This window comes from Streptomyces alfalfae, assembly GCF_004127445.1.
Classification (GTDB): Bacteria; Actinomycetota; Actinomycetes; order Streptomycetales; family Streptomycetaceae; genus Streptomyces; species Streptomyces alfalfae.
On sequence record NZ_QEXM01000009.1, the window covers coordinates 54,333 to 74,340 of the forward strand.

At 72.8% G+C, this 20,008-nt stretch carries 20 protein-coding genes; 7 read left to right on the forward strand and 13 right to left on the reverse strand.

The window, feature by feature from the left end:
• Positions 1 to 46 precede the first annotated feature (46 nt).
• Positions 47 to 508 carry a MarR family winged helix-turn-helix transcriptional regulator gene (locus tag DCW30_RS02350; RefSeq protein ID WP_076686528.1) on the reverse strand — a complete coding sequence of 154 codons (462 nt, stop codon included), beginning with the start codon at positions 506 to 508 and terminating at the stop codon, positions 47 to 49.
• A 129-nt stretch (positions 509 to 637) separates the two neighbouring features.
• Between DCW30_RS02350 and DCW30_RS02355 the strand changes: the two genes are divergently transcribed.
• Both DCW30_RS02355 and DCW30_RS02360 read left to right on the forward strand, forming a co-directional pair.
• Entirely contained in the window at positions 638 to 1,672 is a 1,035-nt protein-coding gene (locus tag DCW30_RS02355) for an NADP-dependent oxidoreductase (protein WP_076686529.1), read from the forward strand.
• Positions 1,673 to 1,802: 130 nt separating this feature from the next.
• On the forward strand, positions 1,803 to 2,231 hold the full coding sequence (locus DCW30_RS02360; protein ID WP_062776933.1) for an organic hydroperoxide resistance protein: 429 nt from the start codon (positions 1,803 to 1,805) through the stop codon (positions 2,229 to 2,231).
• Positions 2,232 to 2,336: 105 nt separating this feature from the next.
• Here DCW30_RS02360 and DCW30_RS02365 read toward each other — a convergent pair whose 3' ends face one another.
• Complete coding sequence (locus DCW30_RS02365) at positions 2,337 to 3,497, reverse strand: serine hydrolase domain-containing protein (protein WP_076686530.1); 1,161 nt, start codon at positions 3,495 to 3,497, stop codon at positions 2,337 to 2,339.
• A complete protein-coding gene (locus tag DCW30_RS02370) occupies positions 3,494 to 6,067 on the reverse strand; it encodes a M14 family zinc carboxypeptidase (RefSeq protein ID WP_076686531.1) in 2,574 nt (857 codons plus the stop codon). Before DCW30_RS02370 ends, DCW30_RS02365 begins: the two co-directional genes overlap by 4 nt.
• Before the next feature lie 148 nt (positions 6,068 to 6,215).
• Here DCW30_RS02370 and DCW30_RS02375 point away from each other — a divergent pair, with 148 nt between their 5' ends.
• Positions 6,216 to 7,064, forward strand: a complete 849-nt coding sequence (locus DCW30_RS02375) for an EI24 domain-containing protein (protein ID WP_076686532.1) — start codon at positions 6,216 to 6,218, stop codon at positions 7,062 to 7,064.
• A gap of 6 nt (positions 7,065 to 7,070) precedes the next feature.
• Here the strand turns inward: DCW30_RS02375 and DCW30_RS02380 are convergent, their stop codons facing one another.
• Both DCW30_RS02380 and DCW30_RS02385 read right to left on the reverse strand, forming a co-directional pair.
• On the reverse strand, positions 7,071 to 8,345 hold the full coding sequence (locus tag DCW30_RS02380) for a pyroglutamyl-peptidase I (protein WP_076689373.1): 1,275 nt from the start codon (positions 8,343 to 8,345) through the stop codon (positions 7,071 to 7,073).
• A 131-nt stretch (positions 8,346 to 8,476) separates the two neighbouring features.
• Complete coding sequence (locus tag DCW30_RS02385) at positions 8,477 to 8,713, reverse strand: hypothetical protein (RefSeq protein WP_076686533.1); 237 nt, start codon at positions 8,711 to 8,713, stop codon at positions 8,477 to 8,479.
• A 188-nt stretch (positions 8,714 to 8,901) separates the two neighbouring features.
• Between DCW30_RS02385 and DCW30_RS02390 the strand changes: the two genes are divergently transcribed.
• Positions 8,902 to 9,504, forward strand: a complete 603-nt coding sequence (locus DCW30_RS02390; RefSeq protein WP_062776925.1) for a TetR/AcrR family transcriptional regulator — start codon at positions 8,902 to 8,904, stop codon at positions 9,502 to 9,504.
• A 61-nt stretch (positions 9,505 to 9,565) separates the two neighbouring features.
• Here the strand turns inward: DCW30_RS02390 and DCW30_RS02395 are convergent, their stop codons facing one another.
• Positions 9,566 to 10,540, reverse strand: coding sequence for a LysR family transcriptional regulator (locus DCW30_RS02395; RefSeq protein ID WP_373569148.1), 975 nt, complete (start codon positions 10,538 to 10,540; stop codon positions 9,566 to 9,568).
• 49 nt (positions 10,541 to 10,589) lie between these two features.
• Between DCW30_RS02395 and DCW30_RS02400 the strand changes: the two genes are divergently transcribed.
• Positions 10,590 to 11,408 carry an NAD(P)-dependent oxidoreductase gene (locus tag DCW30_RS02400; RefSeq protein ID WP_076686535.1) on the forward strand — a complete coding sequence of 273 codons (819 nt, stop codon included), beginning with the start codon at positions 10,590 to 10,592 and terminating at the stop codon, positions 11,406 to 11,408.
• Between the two features lie 68 nt (positions 11,409 to 11,476).
• Positions 11,477 to 11,887, forward strand: a complete 411-nt coding sequence (locus tag DCW30_RS02405; protein WP_076686536.1) for a RidA family protein — start codon at positions 11,477 to 11,479, stop codon at positions 11,885 to 11,887.
• A gap of 58 nt (positions 11,888 to 11,945) precedes the next feature.
• On the opposite strand, the gene DCW30_RS02410 is transcribed toward DCW30_RS02405, so the two are convergent.
• A complete protein-coding gene (locus DCW30_RS02410; protein WP_076686537.1) occupies positions 11,946 to 12,935 on the reverse strand; it encodes an aldose epimerase family protein in 990 nt (329 codons plus the stop codon).
• Between the two features lie 30 nt (positions 12,936 to 12,965).
• Positions 12,966 to 13,877: an SGNH/GDSL hydrolase family protein gene (locus DCW30_RS02415; protein WP_062776913.1), complete on the reverse strand. Its 912-nt coding sequence runs from the start codon at positions 13,875 to 13,877 to the stop codon at positions 12,966 to 12,968.
• Between the two features lie 343 nt (positions 13,878 to 14,220).
• On the opposite strand from DCW30_RS02415, the gene DCW30_RS02420 reads away from it, so the two are divergent.
• Positions 14,221 to 14,715 (forward strand): DUF3145 domain-containing protein, encoded by a 495-nt coding sequence (locus tag DCW30_RS02420; protein ID WP_062776911.1) that lies wholly within the window; start codon positions 14,221 to 14,223, stop codon positions 14,713 to 14,715.
• A gap of 72 nt (positions 14,716 to 14,787) precedes the next feature.
• Here the strand turns inward: DCW30_RS02420 and fabF are convergent, their stop codons facing one another.
• The 5 genes from fabF to DCW30_RS02445 form a co-directional block, all read right to left on the reverse strand.
• Complete coding sequence (gene fabF / locus DCW30_RS02425) at positions 14,788 to 16,050, reverse strand: beta-ketoacyl-ACP synthase II (RefSeq protein ID WP_076686538.1); 1,263 nt, start codon at positions 16,048 to 16,050, stop codon at positions 14,788 to 14,790.
• A 70-nt stretch (positions 16,051 to 16,120) separates the two neighbouring features.
• Complete coding sequence (locus tag DCW30_RS02430; protein ID WP_055531551.1) at positions 16,121 to 16,369, reverse strand: acyl carrier protein; 249 nt, start codon at positions 16,367 to 16,369, stop codon at positions 16,121 to 16,123.
• A gap of 98 nt (positions 16,370 to 16,467) precedes the next feature.
• The gene (locus DCW30_RS02435; RefSeq protein WP_076686539.1) at positions 16,468 to 17,469 is read right to left on the reverse strand and encodes a ketoacyl-ACP synthase III; all 1,002 of its coding nucleotides are present in this window, start codon (positions 17,467 to 17,469) and stop codon (positions 16,468 to 16,470) included.
• Positions 17,470 to 17,497: 28 nt separating this feature from the next.
• A complete protein-coding gene (locus DCW30_RS02440) occupies positions 17,498 to 18,409 on the reverse strand; it encodes an ACP S-malonyltransferase (RefSeq protein WP_076686540.1) in 912 nt (303 codons plus the stop codon).
• Between the two features lie 89 nt (positions 18,410 to 18,498).
• Positions 18,499 to 19,638: a PucR family transcriptional regulator gene (locus DCW30_RS02445; RefSeq protein WP_103557649.1), complete on the reverse strand. Its 1,140-nt coding sequence runs from the start codon at positions 19,636 to 19,638 to the stop codon at positions 18,499 to 18,501.
• Positions 19,639 to 20,008 lie beyond the last annotated feature (370 nt).

Genomic DNA, 20,008 nt, shown 5'->3' on the forward strand with positions numbered 1-20,008 from the left:
CCGCAGACATCGTCGTGCGGCGCCGTCGGCCCGTGCGCGCCGGCCCCTAGGCCTCCTCGCCCAGCATGCTCCGCAGCAGTCCTCGCAGTGTCACCCGCTCCTCGTGGGAGAGGCGGCCGAGCGGCTCGCGGGCGAAGTTCAGGGAGTCGCGCAGGCTGCGGGCCACCACCTTGCCCTCGGCCGTGGGCGCTGCCAGCTTCACGCGGCGGTCGGCCGGGTCCAGGCGCCGCTCGACCAGGCCGCGCGCCTCCAGGCGGTCGACGATGCCGGTGATGTTCGACGGCTCGCACTTCAGCTTCTGGGCGATGCGGCGCATCGGCATGGGCTTCAGGGAGAGCAGCCCGAGGACCCGGGCCTGCGCCCCGGTGAGCGAGTGCCCGGCGGCCGCCTCCTCGTACTCCTCGTGGTAGCGCCCCACGACCGTGCCGATCAGCTCGACGACTTCCAGCGTGAGCGGGTCGGTGCGGGGGGACGGGGTACCGGAACCGGCGCCGGGGCTGCTCGACATGCTCATCAGGTTACCCGGTTACTTGACATCATGAAATATCCAGGAGCATGGTTGTTTCACCACATGAAGTATCTGGTTCACCCTCGTGAGCCGTCACCGCAGATCGAAGTCGTAGGAGGACACCCCCTCATGTCCGTCACCCCTGAACAGCAGCTTCCCTCCGTCAGCCGCGAGTGGCACCTCGTGCGGCGTCCCGACGGCTGGCCGGTCCCCGAGGACTTCGCGCTGCGCGAGGTCCCCGTCGAGGCCCCGGCCGAGGGCCGCGTCCTGGTCCGCAACCTCCACTTCTCGGTGGACCCGTACATGCGGGGCCGGATGAACGACGTGAAGTCCTACGTCCCGCCGTTCCAGCTCGACCGTCCCATGGAGGGCGGCGCGGTCGGCGAGGTCGTGGCCTCGAACGCCGAGGGCTTCGCGGTGGGCGACCACGTCCTGCACTTCGCGGGCTGGCGCGAGTACGCCTCGGTGCCCGCGCAGCACGCCACCAAGGTCGACCCCGAGGCCGCCCCGCTCTCCGCCTATCTCGGCGTCCTCGGCATGACGGGCCTGACCGCGTACGCCGGGCTGCTCGAAGTGGCCTCCTTCAAGGAGGGCGACGCCGTCTTCGTCTCCGGCGCGGCCGGCGCCGTCGGCGGCCAGGTCGGCCAGATCGCCAAGCTGAAGGGCGCCTCGCGCGTCATCGGCTCGGCCGGCTCCGACGAGAAGGTCAAGCTGCTCGTCGAGGAGTACGGCTTCGACGCCGCCTTCAACTACAAGGACGACAAGCCCGTCGCCGAGCAGCTCAAGGAGGCCGCCCCCGACGGCATCGACGTCTACTTCGACAACGTCGGCGGTGAGCACCTGGAGGCCGCCATCAGCCGCCTGAACGTGCACGGCCGCGTCACCATCTGCGGCATGATCGCCGGCTACAACGACAAGGAGCCGACCCCGGCCCCGCGCAACCTCGCCCTCGTCATCGGCAAGCGCCTGCGCCTGACGGGCATGCTCGTGCAGGACCACAGCGCGCTCCAGCCGGAGTTCGTGCGCGAGGTCGGCGGCTGGATCCGCTCCGGGGAGCTCAAGTACCGCGAGACGGTGGTCGAGGGCGTCGAGAACGGCGTGGAGGCCTTCCTCGGCATGCTCCGGGGTGAGAACACCGGGAAGATGATCGTCTCCCTCGTCTGAGACGCGGCCGACGCTCGACGTCCGCCGAGGCTCGACGCCCACCGAGGATCTTCCGGCATCCGATAACCTGATTCCGCAAACAGTGGTTGTGGGCGCGCGCCACGTCATGTCTCAGGAGGAATCAGCAGCTATGTCCATCCAGAAGATCGACGTCAAGTACACCGCCGTGGCCACCGCGGAGAACGGCCGCGACGGCCGTGTCGCCAGCGACGACGGCAAGCTCGACGTCGTCGTGAACCCGCCGAAGGAGATGGGCGGCAGCGGCGCGGGCACCAACCCCGAGCAGCTCTTCGCGGCGGGCTACAGCGCCTGCTTCCAGGGCGCCCTCGGCGTGGTCGCCCGCAAGGAGAACGCCGACATCTCCGGCTCCACCGTGACCGCCAAGGTCGGCATCGGCCAGAACGAGTCCGGCGGCTTCGGCCTGGAGGTGGAGATATCCGCCTCCATCCCGAACGTGGACGAGGCCACCGCGCGGTCCCTGGTCGAGAAGGCGCACCAGGTGTGCCCCTACTCGAACGCCACGCGCGGCAACATCAAGGTCGAGCTCGCGGTCGCCTGACCGCACGCCCACAAGGGCCGCAGGCCGCACCCCACAAGGGCCGCAGGCCGTACATACGTGAGGGCCGCACCCCGGAGCCGGGCGCGGCCCTCACGCGCGCGTGGGTCAGCCCGCGGCGAGTGCCGCCTCGTGGACCGCGCGGACCAGCCGCTCGTTCTCCGCGGCGGGGCCGCCGGGGAAGGCGTACCGCCGGCGCGTGTAGCCGTAGGCGAGCCCGCCGCGCGGATCGGCGAACGCCTGCGAGCCCCCGATGCCGCTGTGCCCGATGGTCCCCGCGCCGAGGTAGGGGTGCACGGCCTCGGACGTCGCCTGGAAGCCCACCCCGTACGCCTTGTGGGCGCGCAGCGCCAGGTCGTGCCCCACCGACTGGACCTGCCCGAACTCCGCGACGGTGGACGCCTTCAGCAGCGCCTCACGGCCGTCCACGCCGGTGACCGCCGCCGCGTACATCCCGGCGAGGCCCCGCGCGGACGCCACCCCGCCGACCGACGCGGGCCCCTTGGCGCGCACCAGGCGGGAGTTGGGCAGCGCCTCCAGGTCCGTGGGCTCCGCCGCGTTGCGGTTGAAGGCGATGGAGCCGAGGCTGTGCGGCTGCGGCGGCAGCGAGGCGAGCAGCGCCGCCTCCTCGGGCGTGGGCGCCATCGGCTGCACGGGACGGAACCGCTTCTCGTGCTCCTCGGGCAGCCCCAGGAAGAAGTCGAGCCCGTACGGTGCGCGCACCCGCTCCTCGTACACCTCCTGGAGGGTCTGTCCGGTGGCCCGGAGGACGACCTCTCCGGAGAGCGCCCCCACCGTCAGGGCGTGGTAGCCGAAGGCGGTCCCGGGGCGCCAGAAGGGGCGCTGTGCGGCCATGCGCGCGGCGATGGCCCGGTCGTCGGCGACCTCCTCGGGCGTGAAGCCGGAGTCGGCGCCCACGATCCCGGCCCGGTGCGCGAGCAGCTCCCGCAGGGTCACCGCGCCCTTGCCCTCGGCGGCGAACTCCGGCCAGTAGTGGGCGACCGCCCGGTCGAGGTCCAGGACGCCGTCCTGCACGAGCAGGGCGACGACGAGGTGGGCGGCGCCCTTGGTGGAGGAGTAGACGCCGAACAGGCCGTCTTCCGTGCCCTCCGGGCCCGCCCACAGGTCGACGACCTCGCGGCCCCGTACGTAGGCGGTGAGCCGGCCCTCGTACTCGGGCCGTTCGCCCGCGAGCACGGCGGCGAACTCCTCGCGCACCGCCTCGTACCCCTCGGCGACCTTCCCCTGCACGCGGATCTCCCGGGTCATGACCGGGCCACGCTCAGCAGGGCCCGGCCGACCTGCGGGAACACGCCCTTCGGGTGGGCGCGGAAGAGCGGTTCGGTGCCGAAGAGCACCACGTCCGCGCCGCCCGCGGAGCCGCTGACGACCGAGGCGCGGCCCGCGGCGTCCGCGGGTCCGCCGGAGCCGTCCTCCGTGGCCCGCCAGTGCCCGGAGAGCAAGAGGTCGCCCGTCCCGTACCGCTGCTCGACGCGCACGCCGGGGCCGAGGTCGGTGAACCACGACGGGGAGTAGACGAAGCTGTGCCCGGGGGCGCCGCCGGTGATCGTGCCGCCCGCGTTCGACACGCGCACCACGCCGTTGGCGTCGCCGTTGCCCTCCACCGGCTCGGCGGCGAGCAGGCCCGCGTCGGCGTTGAGCGCGGCGCCTGCCGCGCCACGGCCGACGAGGCCGCCGCCCCCGGCGAGGAACGCGTCGAGCGCGGACTTCGCCGCCGGGTTCAGCTTGGCGCGGTCGAGCCCCGCCGACACCATGAGCGCGTCCGCCTTCCTCCAGTCGAAGCCGGCGTTGAGCACGGCCGTGGAGACGGGCTCCACGTCGAAGCCCATCTCCCGCAGCGCGAACAGCTCGCCCGGCGTGACGGCCGCCGCGACCCGCGTGCGGTGCAGCGCTTCGCGGCCCTTGGCCCTGGTGGCGTCGAACGCGACGCCGTACTTCTTCGCCGCGGCCTTCGCCGCCCCGCGCGCGGACGACGGCAGGATCGCGCCGCCCTTGCCGTCGGCCCGCGCGGTGACGCCCTTCGCGAGCAGCGAGTTGAGCGCCGCGACCTCACGCGGGTCGTCCAGCCGCAGCCGCAGGTCGCCGCGCGGCGCCACGTGGCCGACGTCGGACGCGGCGTGCACCACGCGCGCGTGGACCCCCTTCAGGCCGCCGCCCCTGACCGTGTCGACGCTCGCGCCCCAGAGCCGTCCGAGGCTCCACCCGGAGATGTCGTACATCGTCGACACCTTGTCGCTGATGTCCCGCCCGTCGGCCAGCATCACGTTGGCCAGGCCGCGCTTGGGCTGGTGCATGTCCACGACGTACGAGCCCTTGGCGTACGTCCGCCCGCCGAGCCGGAAGCCGTGGGTCGCGCGCTCCACGCGCACGTCGTTGGCGAGGAGATGGTCCACGAGCCGGGCCGCCGCCGTCGCCGAGCGCTGGCCGCGGCCCGCCGGGATCACGTACGCGCGCGGGAACTCGGTGGTGTACACGTCCTCGGGGCCGATCCCGGGCACGCCCGGCGCCGTCTCCTCGGAGACCGGGACCTGCTCGGCGCCGGTCGCGCCGCGCCGGAAGACCTCGATCTGGTCGGCGATCACCGACGTGCGGTGCTTCTGGGTGTAGTCGAGGGTCGCGCGCATGGCCGCGCCCGCGATGTCCACGTTGATGGCGGCCCTGCGGCGCAGCTCGGCGACCGGCTGCGTCTCGTACGCCGCGTTGTTCACCTGCATCGGGAACTCGATGGTGTGCGTGGCGACCGCGCCGTGGAACGGCATGTACTGCGGGGTGAAGATCGGCGGCCAGTCGTCCCAGCCCTCCTCCTGGTCGCGGAAGGGGATGACCGCGGGCAGCACGCCGTCCTTCTCCTCGGTGTAGCCGAGGCCGTTGACGGCGGCCTCCATGCCGAGGGCGTTGGCGTAGGAGTTCTTCAGGAACAGGTCGTACTCGTAGTTCTCGCCGTGCGGGGGAGTGGTCGGCTCGATCAGCGTGCCGTTCACATAGCCGTGCAGGTCGATCATGACCGCGGGCTGCTTGTCGATCGCGATCCGCCGGACCGCGCGGGCCTCGGGCTGGGAGGCGGTGATGAAGTCGCGGTTGAGGTCGAAACCGCCCGCGTTGGCGCGGGTCCCCGCGATGCGGCCGTCGGGGTTGGTGGTGACGCTGAAGTAGAGCCGGTGGCGCGCGAGGAGGTCCCGGCTCTTCTTGTCCCTGGCCTTCGCCAGCTTCTCGATGAGCTTCAGGGCGGCGTCGGTGCCCTCCCACTCGTTGCCGTGGATGTTGTTGTTGATGAACACCGGCGTCTTGTACGAGGACGTGATCGCCTTGTCCTTGGCGGCGGACGCCGGCGCGTTCTCGATGCGCTCGCGCATCCGCTCCTGCCGGGCCGCCTCGCGCGCCGTCTCCGGCGCCGTCACGGTCACCAGGTAGAGCTCGTGCCCGCCCGCGGAGCGGCCCGCGATCTCCACGCTCACGCGGTCGCCCACGCGCTGGAGGGCGTTCAGCTTCGGGGCGATGCCGTGGTAGGGCGTGAGCCCCAGTTTCAACGACTTGTCGGCCGGATTCTCCGGAGGGACGGTGAGCTTCCGCTCCCGCGGATAACCGCGGCCCCTGCCGCTGTCGAGCCCGGAGGCCCCGGTGCCGCCGAGGGCCCGCTCGGCGGCCCGCTCCGGAACCTTGGCCGCCAGGTCGGCGCCGAGCGGTGAGCCCTCGCGGACGGCGGGGCGCGGCGTCGGGTCCGCGGTCGCGGTGCCGGGGGTGAACGTGGTGAACAGCAGCGCGCCGGCCGTGGCGGCGGTGGTGACCAGAACGGGTCTTGATGGCCGGGATATACCCATACGTACCTCCGGGAGATCGTTAAGCGAGGTCTTACCGGTTCGGCTCGCGCGCAACAAGGGGGCCTTCCGTAACGGTGGCCTCCGTTGTGACGGTTCTGGCACACGGCGCCGACCGGACCCCCGTCCAGCGGCGGTTAGGGTGTGCCGCATGCGTGATCTCGGTGTGGGCTTCGGCTATCTGATGAAGGGCCAGCGCTGGGTCGCCCAGCACGGCAAGCAGTACGGGATGGGGCTGTTGCCCGGACTCATCACCCTTGTCCTCTACGCCGCCGCGCTCGTCGCGCTCGCGCTCTGGGGCGCCGATCTCGTCGGCTGGGCCACGCCGTTCGCCGACGACTGGTCATCGCCCTGGCTCGGCCTCTTCCGCGGCTTCCTGACGGCGCTGCTCTTCGCCCTCGCGCTGCTGCTGTCCGTCCTCACCTTCACCGCCATGACGCTCCTCATCGGCCAGCCCTTCTACGAATCGCTGTCCGAGAAGGTCGACATCGCCGAGTCGGGCCACGCCCCCGAGTCGGGGCTCCCGCTCTGGCGGGACCTGTGGATCTCCGCGCGCGACAGCCTCCGCATCGTCGTCCGCGCGGCGCTCTGGGGCGTCCTGCTCTTCGCCCTCGGGTTCATCCCGGTGATCGGCCAGACCGTGATCCCGGTGATCGGTTTCTGCGTCACCGGCTTCTTCCTCGTCGAGGAGCTGACCGCCGTCGCCCTCCAGCGCCGCGGCGTCGAACTGCGTGACCGCCTCGCCCTGCTGCGCTCCCGCAAGCAACTGGCCTGGGGCTTCGGGACGCCGCTCGCCGTCGCCTTCCTGGTGCCGTTCGTCGCCGTCTTCCTGATGCCGGGCGCGGTCGCGGGCGCGACGCTGATGGCACGGGACCTGCTGGGCGAGAACGACGGTGCGGGCGCCGGGGAGGGCGCCCCCGCACACGGCGGAGACGCCGACGGGCAGGGCGCCGGCTTCCCCGGGCAGGGCGGCGCGTTCGGCACGGGCCGCCCCGCCTGACCGTCGTCAGGACGCCGAGACGGCCGTCCGCAGGATGTTCCGCACCTGGGCGATGATGTCGAGCCGGTTCCGCACGAACTCCGGGTCGGTCACCGCGCCCGTCGCCGGGTCCGTGTTCCCCGCGCCGAACTGCAGCACGGGCGTGTGGACATGGCCGCCGGGCAGCCGGTCGTGCAGCCCCAGCCGGTCCCGCAGCAGCGTGGCCCGGTAGGCGCTCTCGTTGGACAGGTAGTCCCCGCCGCCGCCCGCGCGGGCGGCCGACCCCTCCGTCGGCCCGTCGGGCTGCATTACCGGCCGGGTGCCGCCCGCCGGGATCTCGGTCACCGACGTGTTGTCGTACACCGGGAAGCGCCCGGTCTCCGCGTCCGCGATCGCCTTGTACGGGAGGGTCGTCGTCGTCCACTGGGGCTGCGAGGCGGGGTCGGTCACCGGAACCTGCTCGGTGCGCGAGGCGTTGTCGTTGTCCGGGAAGCCGCCGCGCCAGGCCCCGTTGGTCCGCTCGACGTCGACGCGGCCCACGCGGCCCTGGCTGATGGTGGTGAAGAGATCGACCCGCGGCAGCACCGGACGCAGCGCCCGCTCCACCTCGCCGTCGGTGAAGTCCTGCCAGCGGACGGGGAAGGTGACCGCCTCGACGCGGGCCGGGCCCTCGGCGGTCCGAATCGTCGTGCCGTCCAGGGCCAGCGCGGTCGCGCCCGACGGATTGCTGATCCGGACGTCCCGGTCGAGGGTGAACGGATCGAAGCCGGTGACGAGGACGCGCTTGATCCCCTTGCCGTGGTGGCGACCCGTGAAGCGGACGTCGTCCTGTCCGCGCGACGTCGTCTCCAGGGCGTCGATGAGGCGCGCGCGCCGCTCGTCGCCCAGGGAGAAGCGGGTCGGCTCCCACTGCCGCAGCTCCCGCGTCATCCCGAGCCGCGCCCAGTAGAGCGGCCGGTCGTCGTCCCTGCTCAGATCGCCGCCGGCCGGCCCGCGCCCCTGCGCCCTGCCGACGGCCCCGCGCCACAGCGACCTGCCCTCGCGCTCGATGAGGCGCCGCGCCTGGTCGTAGGAGCGCGCCTTGCCGAGCGCACGGGCCAACTCCGGCGCCCGCGAGTCGAAGCCGCTGCGCCGCAGTATCTCCTGGGGCGCGGCCCGGTCCAGCCGCGCCTCCTCGACGGTGACCGCACGGCCGCCGGTGTCCTTCGGGGCGGCGGAGGCGGGCGCCGAGACGCCGAGCCCGGCCAGCAGGGCGGCGAGGCCGAGCGCGCCGCCGAGCCGGGAGCGGGAGCCGCTGAGCATGGGGGGACGAGAGAGCACGCGAGGACGAGGGGACACGCGGTTCCTTCCGTAAGCGGTGCACCGTTACCGGTGGGGTGGCGGAAGTATCGCGGGGCGGCCGGGGCGAGCGCTACGGGTCCAAGGTCCTGATGTCAGCGCGCGGTCCCGGTGAACCGCCTGCGCACCGCCGCGGCGAGCAGGGCGCAGCCGAGCGCCCCGACCACCAGGTCGGTCCACGCCGGGGCGCCCGCCTCGCGCAGCACGGCGGCGACGCCGAAGCCGGTGTCCCACGCGGCCTCGGTGAGGGCGGAGCCGAAGCCCTGCACGAGCAGGATGATCCCGAAGAGGACCAGCAGGTTCGCGGAGGACTTCTTGGTCTGCGTTGCCATGGGCGTATCTCCCCGAATGCGGCGCACCGGTGCGTACGGCGGGCCGCTCGTTCCGATGCGGTCGCATCGAATCATGCCTCGGAGGCGGGATATGATGCAACCGCATCGAAACGGATGGCCGGGATCGGCTCCACCGAGGGACGGGGCGGGGAGCGGCCCGGCGACGGTCGGAGGAGAAAGGCGGGCGCGTGCCCAGACAGGTCGACTACGAGGAGCGCCGCCGTCAGATCGCCGAGGCGGTCCGCCTCCTGATCACCCGTTCCGGGATGGAGGCCGTCAGCCTCCGGGACGTCGCCGCCGAGGCGCACGTGTCGATGGGCGCGGTGCAGCGCTGCTTCCGCACCAAGGACGAGATGCTGCTCTTCGCCCTGGAGGACATCTCGCGACGGGTCGGGGACCGCGCGAAGGCCCGTATCGAGGCCTCGGACGCCCCGCGGTCGGCCGCGACCCTGCTGGACCGCACGCTGTCCGCGCTCGCCCTGGTGGACCCGGAGGACCGGGCGGAGGCGCAGGTCTGGGGCGCCTTCGTCGCCCACGCGGCGGTGAGCGACCAGCTCGCGGCGGTGCTGCGCGAGACCTACGGCAAGCTGCACGACCTCCTCGTCTGGCTGATCGGCTACGGCCAGGACACCGGCGAACTCACCCCCACGGCGGACCCCGCCACCGAGGCCCGCACCCTGCTCGCCCTGACGGAGGGCCTGACCGCACAGGTCCTGGTGGGCCATCTGACACCGGAGTCGGCTCAGGAGGCACTGCGGCGGTACGGGCGCGGGCTGCTGACCCGGGGGTGAGGGCGGGAGCGGAGTCCTGGAGCTCATCGCCCTCGCGGTGCCGGGCGGCGGTGGTGGCGGCTCAGAGCCCGGCGGCGGCGTGGCGCAAGGCCGCCAGGAACGCCGTGGCCGCCGACGGCGCCGCCCGTCTCCGCGCCGTCGCCGCGTAGACCTCGCGCGCGGGGGCGGAGTCGTCCCGCAGCGGAACCAGGGTGATGTCCGGGCGGGCCGACTCCGCCGCCAGTTGCGGGATGAGGGCGATGCCGAGGCCCGCGGCGACGTACCCCTGCTTCGCCGTCCACTCCGCGACGACGTGGGCGACCCGGGGCCGGAAGCCGTGGCGGAGGGCCAGGCGGAGGAGGCTGCCCTCGATGTGCGGGCTGCCGGTTATCCAGTCCTCGGCGGCGAGCCGCGGCAGCCGCAGCTCCGGTTCGGCCGCCAGCGGGTGGCCGGCGGGCAGAGCCACGTACAGGGTCTCGTCCAGCAGATGATGGAAGTCGTGGGCGCCGTCGGGCAGTGCGCCGCCCGTCGTCGAGACCACGGCGAGGTCGAGTCCGCCCTCCGTCAGACGGGAGAGCAGCGCCGGCGTGCGGCCCTCCTCATGAGTGAGGACCACGCCGGGGTGGCGGTCCCGGAAGCGTGCGAGCGCGCGCGGCACGAGCCCCGCGTCCGCCGTCGCGAACGCCCCGATCCGCAGCGGCCCGCCCGTCCCGTCCCGCAGCGCCGCCAGCTCCCCGGCCGCGCGGTGCAGCCGGGCCAGCACCTCCTCCGCGTGCGGCAGCAGGGCCCGGCCCTCCGCGGTCGGGCGCACTCCGCGCGGCAGCCGGTCGAAGAGCGGGGCGCCGCCGAGCGCCGCCTCAAGGGCAGAGACCTGCCGCGACACGGCGGACTGCGTCCACCCCAGTTCCCGTGCGGCCACCGTGAACGAGCCGTGCCGGGCCACGTGGAGAAAGGTCCGCAGCCAGACGGTGGAGAGGTCGGGGAGCGCCACCGGGGAAGGGGGCGCGGGGCCGGGCTCAACTCCGCGCGCGGTATGCGGTTTCGGCATGGCAGGCATGCTAGACGTTCGCTTGTCGCATCCCCCGGGCGGGCCTAGCGTCGGGCACATGGAGAAGATCGCATTCCTCGGCCTCGGGCACATGGGCGAGCCGATGGCCCGTCACCTGCTGGTCGCCGGACACCCGTTGGCGGTGTGGAACCGCACCGCCGCCAAGGCCGGGCCCCTCGTCGCCGCCGGCGCGCGGGCCGCCGCGGACCCCGCCGACGCCGTGCGCGACGCGGACGTCGTCATCACGATGCTGGCGGGGCCCGACGCCGTACGGGAGATCGCCGACGCGATCCTTCCGGCGCTGCGGCCCGGCGCGCACTGGGTGGAGATGTCGACCGTAGGGCCCGACACCGTGCGGGAGCTGGGGGAGCGGATGCCCGCCGGGGTCACGCTCGTCGACGCGCCCGTCATGGGCAGCACCGACAAGGCCGCCGCCGGACGCCTCGGCATTCTCGCGGGCGGTGACGCGGCGGGCGTCGAGCACATCCTCGCCCTCTTCGGCCCCGTCACCCGCACCGGGGCGCCCGGCACCGGGGCCGCCCTCAAGCTCGTCGTCAACACGGCCGTCATCGGCGGCGTCGCACTCGTCGCCGAGGCCATGAAGCTCGCCGACGCGCTCGGCCTCGCCGAGGACACCGCCAGGGACGCCCTGGCCGGCGGACCGCTCGGCGGCGCGGTCGCGCGGGCCTTCGCGGAAGGCGTGCACTTCGGCAGCGACCTCGCCGTCAAGGACATCACCCTGGCGACGGAGTCCGCCCGGCTGCCCGCCATGGAGGCGGTCCTCGGCCACTTCGCGGCGGTCGCCGCCGACCCGGACGTCGTCCACGAGGACATCGCCCGCGCCGTCACCCACATCCGCGCCCGCCACGACGCCTGACCCGGGCCCGCCTCGGCGCCCTCGCCGCTCCGGCCCCTGCCCTCAGCACCCTCACCAGGAGTACCCGCATGCGGACAACCCTCGACAACCCCGCCTCCGCCCCGCAGCCGCTGGGCCCCTACTCCCAGGTCGCCCGCGTCGAACTCCCCGACGGCAGCGCCCTGTTGCACCTCTCCGGCCAGATCGGCGAGGGCGACGGCCTCGCCGCCCAGTCCCGCAGCGTCTTCGAGACCGTGGACAGCCTGCTGCGGGCCCACGGGGCGGGCCTCGGCGACATCATCAACATCCGTACGTTCCTGACGGACATCGGCGGCCTGCCCGACTACGCCGCCGTGCGCCGGGAGTTCCTCACCGGCGCCCCGCCCACCAGCACGACCGTCGAGGTGCCGCGCCTGTTCCGGCCCGAGGCGCTGATCGAGGTCGAGGTGGTCGCGGCCGTCCCCGCCGGGCGGACCGCCCCCGCGAGCCCCGCCCGGTAGCGCCCGGTCCACCTCGGCCCGCGGTATGACGCCGTCGAACTGATGGCCGAGGCGCAGGTCACCGTACGGAGAACCCGTACACCGTCCGCGACCTGTAGGTCTCGCCCGGCCGCAGGACCGTGGACGGAAATCCCGGCCGGTTCGGCGAGTCGGGGAAGTGCTGCGTCTCCAGCGCGATCCCGTCCCCCGGGGCGAACGGCAGCTCCGCGTCGAAGTGGTCGGCGGTGTAGAGCTGGAGGCCCGGCTCGGTCGTCGAGACGGTGAGGTTCCGCCCGGTGGCGGGGTCGTGGAGGCCCGCGACCTCGACCGGTTCGGCGGTGACGCCCTTGTCGAGCACGAAGTTGTGGTCGAAGCCGGGCCCCGCCGTCCGCGCCGTGCGGAAGTCGAACCGCGTCCCCGCCACGTCCTCGTACACCCCGGTCGGAATCAGCTCCGCGTCGACCGGGGTGATCCGGGAGGCGGCGATCCGCACCTCGTGCCCGTGCGCGCCGCCGGAGCCCGCGCCCGCGAGGTTCCAGTACGTGTGGTTGGTGAGGTTCACCACGGTCGGGGCGTCCGTGGTCGCCTCGTAGGCGACGCTCAGCGCGCCCGTCCCGTCCAGCGCATACGTCACCGAGACCGCGAGCCGCCCGGGATAGCCCTCCTCGCCGTCCGGGCTCACCCGCGCGAGCCGCACCGCGTGGTCGCCGTCCGGCTCCGCGTCCCAGACGCGCTTGTCGAAGCCGCGCTCACCGCCGTGCAGGGCGTTGGCGCCGTTGTTCCGCGCCAGCCGGTGCGTGTGCCCGTCGAGGGTGAAGGCGCCGCCCGCGACGCGGTTCGCGTACCGCCCCACCACCGCGCCGAAGTAGGGGCCGGGGTGCTTCACGTACCCGTCGAGCCCCTCGAACCCCAGGGCCACCTGCGCCGGCCGCCCGGAACGGTCGGGAACTTCAGCCGACTGAAGGATGCCGCCATACGTCAGGACACGCACCCGCACCCCGCCCCTCTCCAGGGTCCAGCGGTGGACGGGGGTGCCGTCGGGGAGTGCCCCGAAGAGTTCGCTGCGCATGATCGCGACCCTACGCCGCACCGCCGGGGCCTAGGGGAGGGGCTTGCGCGAGGTGATCTGCCGGTGGGCGAGCGCGGCGAGGCGGGACTGGCCGTCCTTGCTGGGGTGGAACCAGTCCCAGTGGCTCAACTGATCGCCGTCGAAGCGGTAGTCGTGGACCGCCCCGCCGTCGTAACGGCAGCGCCGGTCCTTCTCGCACACCTCTTCGAGTACGTCGTTGTACGCCACCACGCGGTCCCGCACCGAGTTGCGCCGCTCGGACGCGGCGGCGTCCAGGTCGTCGGGGTCGGCCAGCATCGAGGAGCAGATGCCCAGCTTCCACACCTGCTTGCCCAGCGGGTTGGTGCGCCCCTGGGACCAGAGCCGCTTGAGGTTCGGCACGGACGCCACGTACACCTGCGCCTTCGGCAGCGAGCTGCGCAGGGTGCGCATCGCCGCCGTGAAGTCGGCGCGGAAGTCGCCGACCGGTGTCATCGACGCGGCCGACGAACGGCAGGCGTCATTGGCGCCGATCATCACCGTCACCAGCTCGGGCCGCTCGGTGACGGCCTGTTCGATCTGGCCGGGCAGATCCTCCATTCGGGCGCCCGTCTTGGCGAGGTTCCAGCTGTGCGAGGCGGCCCGCTCCTTGCCGAGGAGCCGCGTGGCGAGGCTGCGCACCTCGGCGTCGGTGCCGGTCGCCCAGGACGCCTCGGGGCAGTCGGAGAGCACCGAACAGGCGTCGAAGCCGCGGGTGATGGAGTCGCCGACGGCCGCGAGCGAGCGGGGCGAGGTGTCCCAGGCGGGCGTCGGCCTGGGGGAGGGCTTGTCGTGGGCGGACGGGCCGCCCGGAGACGCGGAGTCGCCGCCTTGCGCGTCGCACGCGGTCAGCGTCGCCGTGCCGAGCAGCGCCGCCGTCGCCAGAGCGACGACGGCACGCGAGCGGTGCCTGCGGTTCCGCATCCCCTGCTCCCCTCTGTCGATCTACGTGACGCCGTGCGCGTGCCCGGGGTTGCGCCCCGCCGGGTGAAAGGTCGGAGTTTCCCGGGCTACGGACCGACGGTACGTCACACTCCTTGCGCCGCCGCACGGTAGCCTCGGCCCCGTAGCCGCCTGGCCACTGCTGTCACGGCGGCGACAGGCGGGTGATCCACCCGGTGACGCTCCGCCGCTGTGGTTCCGCTAAATTACATCACGTCACATCTGTCCCCTTTTTTTCAGGTTTCTCTAGTATTTGGAGAAAACTGCTCGGCACGGGCGCGAGGCCGCTGGGGAAGGCGAACCTCGACCCACACTGGAGGTCCCGGTGACGACACGTGGAGTTCTGTACGTGCACTCCGCTCCGCGCGCGCTGTGCCCACACGTCGAGTGGGCCGTCGCGGGCGTGCTCGGCGCGCGCGTGAGCCTCGACTGGATCAGGCAGCCCGCCGCGCCGGGCACCTGGAGATCCGAATTCTCCTGGCAGGGCTCGGTGGGCACCGCCTCCAAGCTCGCCTCCGCCCTGCGCGGCTGGCAGATGCTGCGCTTCGAGGTCACGGCGGAACCCTGCGCCGGCGCCGAGGGCGAGCGGTACAGCGCCACGCCCGAGCTCGGCATCTTCCACGCCGTCACCGGGCTGCACGGCGACATCCTCATCCCCGAGGACCGGCTGCGCGCCGCCCTGGCCCGCTCACAGGGCGGCGAGAGCGACCTGGCCGCCGAACTCGCCAAACTCCTCGGCAAGCCCTGGGACGACGAACTGGAGCCGTTCCGCTACGCGGGCGAGGGCGCGCCCGTGCGGTGGCTGCACCAGGTCGTGTGAGCCCGCGCCACCCCATACGCACGAAGAAGGCCCGTCCGGAAACCACCGGACGGGCCTTGCTCGTGTGTGAGGTCACACGGTCCTGAACGCCAGGACCACGTTGTGACCGCCGAAGCCGAACGAGTCGTTCAGCGCCGCGATCCTGCCCTCGGGCAGCGCGCGGGCCTCGTCGCGGATGATGTCCGCGTCGACCTCGGGGTCGAGGTTCGCGATGTTGATCGTCGGCGGGGCGACGCGGTTCTTCAGCGCGAGGACCGTGGCCACGGTCTCCACGCCGCCCGCGCCACCGAGCAGGTGACCCGTCATCGACTTGGTGGAGGCGATCGCCATGTGGTCCACGTCGTCGCCGAACGCCTTGCGCAGCGCCTTGATCTCCGCGACGTCACCCTGCGGCGTCGAGGTGGCGTGCGCGTTCACGTGCACGATCTCGGCGGGCTTGAGGTCGGTGGTGTCGAGCAGGTTCTGCAGGGCGGCGGCGATGCCGTTGCCGGACGGCTCGGGCTGCGTGATGTGGTGCGCGTCGGCCGAGATGCCCTGGCCGACGGCCTCCGCGTAGATCTTCGCGCCGCGGGCCTTGGCGTGCTCCTCGGACTCGAGGACGATCACACCGGCGCCCTCGCCGAGCACGAAGCCGTTGCGGTCCGCGTCGTAGGGGCGCGAGGCGCCCTGCGGGTCGTCGTTGTTCTTGGACATCGCCATCATGTTGCCGAACGCGACGATCGGCAGCGGGTGGATCGCCGCCTCCGTGCCGCCCGCGACGACGACGTCGGCGCGTCCGGTGCGGATCATCTCGATCGCGTAGCCGATGGCCTCGGCGCCCGAGGCGCAGGCCGACACCGGGGTGTGGACGCCCGCGTGGGCGCCCAGCTCGATGCCGACGTTGGCCGCCGGGGAGTTGGGCATCAGCATCGGCACGGTGTGCGGGGAGACACGGCGTACGCCCTTCTCCTTCAGCACGTCGTACTGGTCCAGCAGCGTGGTCACGCCGCCGATGCCGGAGGCGATGACCGCGCCGAGGCGGTGCGGGTCCACCGAGGCGTCCTCGCCCGCCTTAGCGGTGTAGCCGGCGTCCGCCCAGGCCTCCTTGGCCGCGATCAGCGCGAACTGCGCCGAACGGTCCAGCTTGCGGGCCTGCGGCCGGGGGATGACCTCGCCCGGCTCCACGGCGATCTGACCGGCGATGCGGACGGGCAGCTCGGCCGCCCAGTCCTGCTCCAGCGTGCTGACGCCGGAACGGCCCGCGAGCAGGCCCTCCCACGTCGACGCTGCGTCGCCACCCAGCGGTGTGGTTGCGCCGATACCGGTGACGACCACGGTGCGATTGGTCGAGTTCACAGGAAATTTCTCCACGGTGTTGAGGGGATCAGCGGCGCCACCGCCGGGTGGCGACAGAGCGCGGCCTGGATCAGGCCTGGTGCTCGAGGATGTACTTGGTCGCGTCGCCGACCGTCTTGAGGTTCTTGACGTCGTCGTCCGGGATCTTGACGTCGAAGCGCTCTTCGGCGGCGACGACGACCTCGACCATGGACAGCGAGTCGACGTCCAGGTCGTCGGTGAAGGACTTGTCCAGCTGGACGTCCTCGACCGGGATGCCGGCGATCTCGTTCACGATCTCGGCGAGACCGGCGACGATCTCTTCCTGAGTGGCGGCCATGTTGGCGCTCCTTCTTATGTATCCAGAGGGTGTGGCGCCCGCCGCGGCAGCGGCAGGTTGGTTACAGCCGTCCGGATCGGGTGATCCGGACGTGATGCCTAGGGGAGGGTAACGACCGTGGCGGCGTACACGAGACCCGCCCCGAAGCCGATGACGAGCGCGGTGTCGCCGCTCTTCGCCTCGCCGGTCGCCAGGAGCCGCTCCATCGCGAGCGGGATCGAGGCGGCCGAGGTGTTGCCGGTGGTGCGCACGTCACGGGCGACCGTCACGTGCTCCGGCAGTTTCAGGGTCTTCACCATCGAGTCGATGATCCGCTCGTTGGCCTGGTGCGGAATGAAGACGTCCAGGTCCTCCGCGGTGACGCCGGCCGCGTCCAGAGCCTGTTGGGCGACCTTCGCCATCTCGAAGACGGCCCAGCGGAACACCGCCTGGCCCTCCTGCGTGATGGCGGGGAACTTCTCGGGGGAGCCCGCGCGGTACTCCTCCCACGAGATCGTCTGCTTGATCGTCTCGGACTTGTCGCCCTCCGAGCCCCAGACCGTCGGGCCGATCTTCGGCTCCTTGGAGGGGCCGACGATCACGGCGCCGGCGCCGTCGCCGAAGAGGAAAGCCGTCGCGCGGTCGTTCAGGTCGGTGAGGTCGCTCAGCCGCTCCACGCCGATGACCAGGACGTACTCGGCGGAGCCATCGGTGACCATGCCCCTGGCGAGGGTCAGCCCGTAGCCGAATCCGGCGCAGCCCGCGGAGATGTCGAACGCGGCGGGCTTGCCCGCGCCGATCTTGTCCGCGATCTCGGTGGCGATGGCAGGCGTCTGCTTGAAGTGCGAGACCGTGGAGACGATCACGCCGCCGATCTGCTCGGGCGTGATGCCCGCGTCGGCGATCGCCTTGCCCGCCGCCTCGACCGACATCGCGGCCACGGTCTCCTCGTCGGAGGCCCAGTGCCGGGTCGCGATGCCCGAGCGGGAACGGATCCACTCGTCGGACGAGTCGATCGTCTCCAGGATCACCTCGTTCGGCACGACACGGGTGGGCCGGTAGCCGCCGACGCCCATGATCCGCGCGTACGGGGCGCCCTGACTGGGCTTGATCTTCGACATGCGCTACGGCTCCTTGTCAGTCGTCGGCTCAGGAATACTCGGCGACGAGCGTGCGGGCCGCGTCGAGGTCGTCGGGGGTCTTGACCGCGAGCGTCTTGACGCCGGGCAGGGCTCGCTTGGCCAGGCCGGTGAGGGTGCCGCCGGGGCACACCTCGACGAGGGCCGTGACTCCGAGCTCCTTGAACGTCTCCATGCACAGGTCCCAGCGGACCGGGTTGGCCACCTGGCCGACCAGGCGGGAGATCACTTCGGCGCCGGTCGCGACGGTCCCGCCGTCACGGTTGGAGACGTAGGTGATCCTCGGGTCGGCGGTGTCGAGTCCCCGGGCGGCCTCTTCGAGCTGCGAGACGGCGGGGGCCATGTGGTGCGTGTGAAAGGCGCCCGCGACCTTGAGGGCGACGACCTTGCGGACGCCCTCGGGCTTGTCGGCCTCCAGGGCGGCGAGCTGCTCCTTGGTGCCGGCGGCGACGATCTGGCCCGCGCCGTTCACGTTCGCCGGCGTCAGGCCCAGCTTCTCCAGGTGCGGCGCGGTGACTTCGGGGTCGCCGCCGAGCAGCGCCGCCATGCCGGTCTCGGTGACCGCGGCGGCCTCCGCCATGGCGAGGCCGCGCTTGCGCACGAGACGCAGGGCGTCGTCGTCGGACAGCACGCCCGCGTACGCCGCGGCGGTGATCTCGCCGACGCTGTGGCCCGCGACGGCGCCGGGCGTGATGTCACCCAGTGCGGAGGCGGAGAGCAGCCCGGCGGCCACCAGCAGCGGCTGGGCCACGGCGGTGTCGCGGATCTGGTCCGCGTCGCCCTGTGTGCCGTAGTGGGCGAGGTCGAGACCGATGGCGTCCGACCAGGCGCCGAGACGGTCGGCGGCGCCGGGGAGGTCGAGCCAGGGGGTCAGGAAGCCGGGCGTCTGAGCGCCTTGGCCGGGAGCGACGAGTACGAGCACTCTCACACTCTCTCTTGTGGACGGCGTAACTGGCCGGTGGGGACAGGGACGAAGAACGGCTGACGGAATTGTAGGGCTCCGACAAAAGGCTACGACTGGAGATCCCCGCCGGCCAGACGCCCCAGGATCAGCGCGATCCGCAGCGTGAACGCGGAGCGTACATCCGACGGTGACCAGCCGGTGACGTCAGTCACACGTCGGAGCCGGTAGCGCACGGTGTTGGGGTGGACGAAGAGCATCCGGGCGGCGCCTTCGAGGCTGCTCGCCTGCTCCAGATAGACACTCAGCGTCTCCAGGAGCGCGGAGCCCGCCTCCTCCAGTGGTCTGTAGATCTCCTCCACCAACTGCTCGCGGGCCGCTGGATCACCCGCCATGGCGCGCTCGGGCAGGAGATCGTCCGCGAGGACGGGCCGGGGGGCGTCCTGCCAGGCGGCGGACGCCTTGAGCCCGGCGGCCGCGGCCTGTGCGGAGCGGGTGGCGGCGAGCAGGTCGGGGACGATGGGGCCCGCCACGACGGGGCCCGCCGCGTAGGGGCCGATCAGCGCCTTCGCCACCGCGAGCGGGTTGTCGTTGCCGCCCGCGATGACGACGAGGCGCGTGCCGAGGACGCCGGTGAGGACCTGCAGCTTCGCGTGCCGGGCGGCGCGGCGGATGGCCTCGACGGTGAGCTCGCTGTCGCCGTCGGGGGCGGTGCCGAGGATCACGCAGACGTGGTCGGGGGAGTTCCAGCCGAGCGCCGCGGCCCGGCTCACCGCCCCCTCGTCGGCCTCGCCGGAGAGCACCGCGTTGACGACGAGCGACTCCAGGCGCGCGTCCCAGGCGCCGCGTGCCTCTGCGGCCTGCGCGTACACCTGCGCGGTGGCGAAGGCGATCTCCCTGGCGTAGACGAGGAGGGCCTCGCGGAGGATGGACTCATCGCCCGGTGCGGCGACCTCGTCGATCGCCGACTCCATCACCTCGATCGTCGTCCGCACCATCTCCACGGTCTGGCGCAGGGTGATCGCCCTGGTCAGCTCGCGGGGGGCGGTGCCGAAGACGTCCGTGGAGATGGCCTGGGGGGCGTCCGGATGCCGGAACCACTCGGTGAACGCGGCGATGCCGGCCTGTGCCACCAGGCCGATCCAGGAGCGGTTCTCCGGCGGCATCGCCCGGTACCAGGACAGCGTTTCGTCCATGCGCGCGATGGCCTGCGCGGCGAGACTCCCCGAGGACTTCTCCAGGCGCTTCAGGGTCGCGGTATGGGCATGCGGGGTCCGGCGGTCCTGGCCGGCCCCCGGCTGGGACTCCTGCGGCGCCCCTCGCGGGGACTCCGGCTGGGCTTCATTCGCTGAGGCTTCGGGCACGGGGACAAGACTGCCTTATCGGGGCGAGGGAGTGCGGGGGCGGGGCTTGGGTGCGGGGCTGGGGCACGGAAGAGGGGCGAGCGGGAGTGGCGGAGGGGGACCGAGCTGGGCGGGGTGTGGTGGTGGGTGGCGCTGGGCCGGGCGGGGGCGTTGCGGCGCGGCGGGGCGGGACTGAGCTGGGCTGGAGCTGGGCGGCGACGTGGTGGTGGGTGGCGTCGGGCTGCGCTGGGCGGATCGTGGTGGTGGGGTGGGGGCC

Bases quoted from the DNA above. Each gene is read 5' to 3' on its own strand.
- DCW30_RS02400 (WP_076686535.1), top strand. From the start codon at position 10,590: ATGGAGAAGATCGCATTCCTCGGCCTCGGGCACATGGGCGAGCCGATG.
- DCW30_RS02350 (WP_076686528.1), bottom strand. From the start codon at position 508: ATGTCGAGCAGCCCCGGCGCCGGTTCCGGTACCCCGTCCCCCCGCACC.
- DCW30_RS02380 (WP_076689373.1), bottom strand. From the start codon at position 8,345: ATGCTCAGCGGCTCCCGCTCCCGGCTCGGCGGCGCGCTCGGCCTCGCC.
- DCW30_RS02405 (WP_076686536.1), top strand. From the start codon at position 11,477: ATGCGGACAACCCTCGACAACCCCGCCTCCGCCCCGCAGCCGCTGGGC.
- DCW30_RS02415 (WP_062776913.1), bottom strand. From the start codon at position 13,877: ATGCGGAACCGCAGGCACCGCTCGCGTGCCGTCGTCGCTCTGGCGACG.
- DCW30_RS02360 (WP_062776933.1), top strand. From the start codon at position 1,803: ATGTCCATCCAGAAGATCGACGTCAAGTACACCGCCGTGGCCACCGCG.
- DCW30_RS02410 (WP_076686537.1), bottom strand. From the start codon at position 12,935: ATGCGCAGCGAACTCTTCGGGGCACTCCCCGACGGCACCCCCGTCCAC.
- DCW30_RS02375 (WP_076686532.1), top strand. From the start codon at position 6,216: ATGCGTGATCTCGGTGTGGGCTTCGGCTATCTGATGAAGGGCCAGCGC.
- DCW30_RS02435 (WP_076686539.1), bottom strand. From the start codon at position 17,469: ATGTCGAAGATCAAGCCCAGTCAGGGCGCCCCGTACGCGCGGATCATG.
- DCW30_RS02355 (WP_076686529.1), top strand. From the start codon at position 638: ATGTCCGTCACCCCTGAACAGCAGCTTCCCTCCGTCAGCCGCGAGTGG.
- DCW30_RS02395 (WP_373569148.1), bottom strand. From the start codon at position 10,540: ATGCCTGCCATGCCGAAACCGCATACCGCGCGCGGAGTTGAGCCCGGC.
- DCW30_RS02370 (WP_076686531.1), bottom strand. From the start codon at position 6,067: ATGGGTATATCCCGGCCATCAAGACCCGTTCTGGTCACCACCGCCGCC.
- DCW30_RS02365 (WP_076686530.1), bottom strand. From the start codon at position 3,497: ATGACCCGGGAGATCCGCGTGCAGGGGAAGGTCGCCGAGGGGTACGAG.
- DCW30_RS02430 (WP_055531551.1), bottom strand. From the start codon at position 16,369: ATGGCCGCCACTCAGGAAGAGATCGTCGCCGGTCTCGCCGAGATCGTG.
- DCW30_RS02385 (WP_076686533.1), bottom strand. From the start codon at position 8,713: ATGGCAACGCAGACCAAGAAGTCCTCCGCGAACCTGCTGGTCCTCTTC.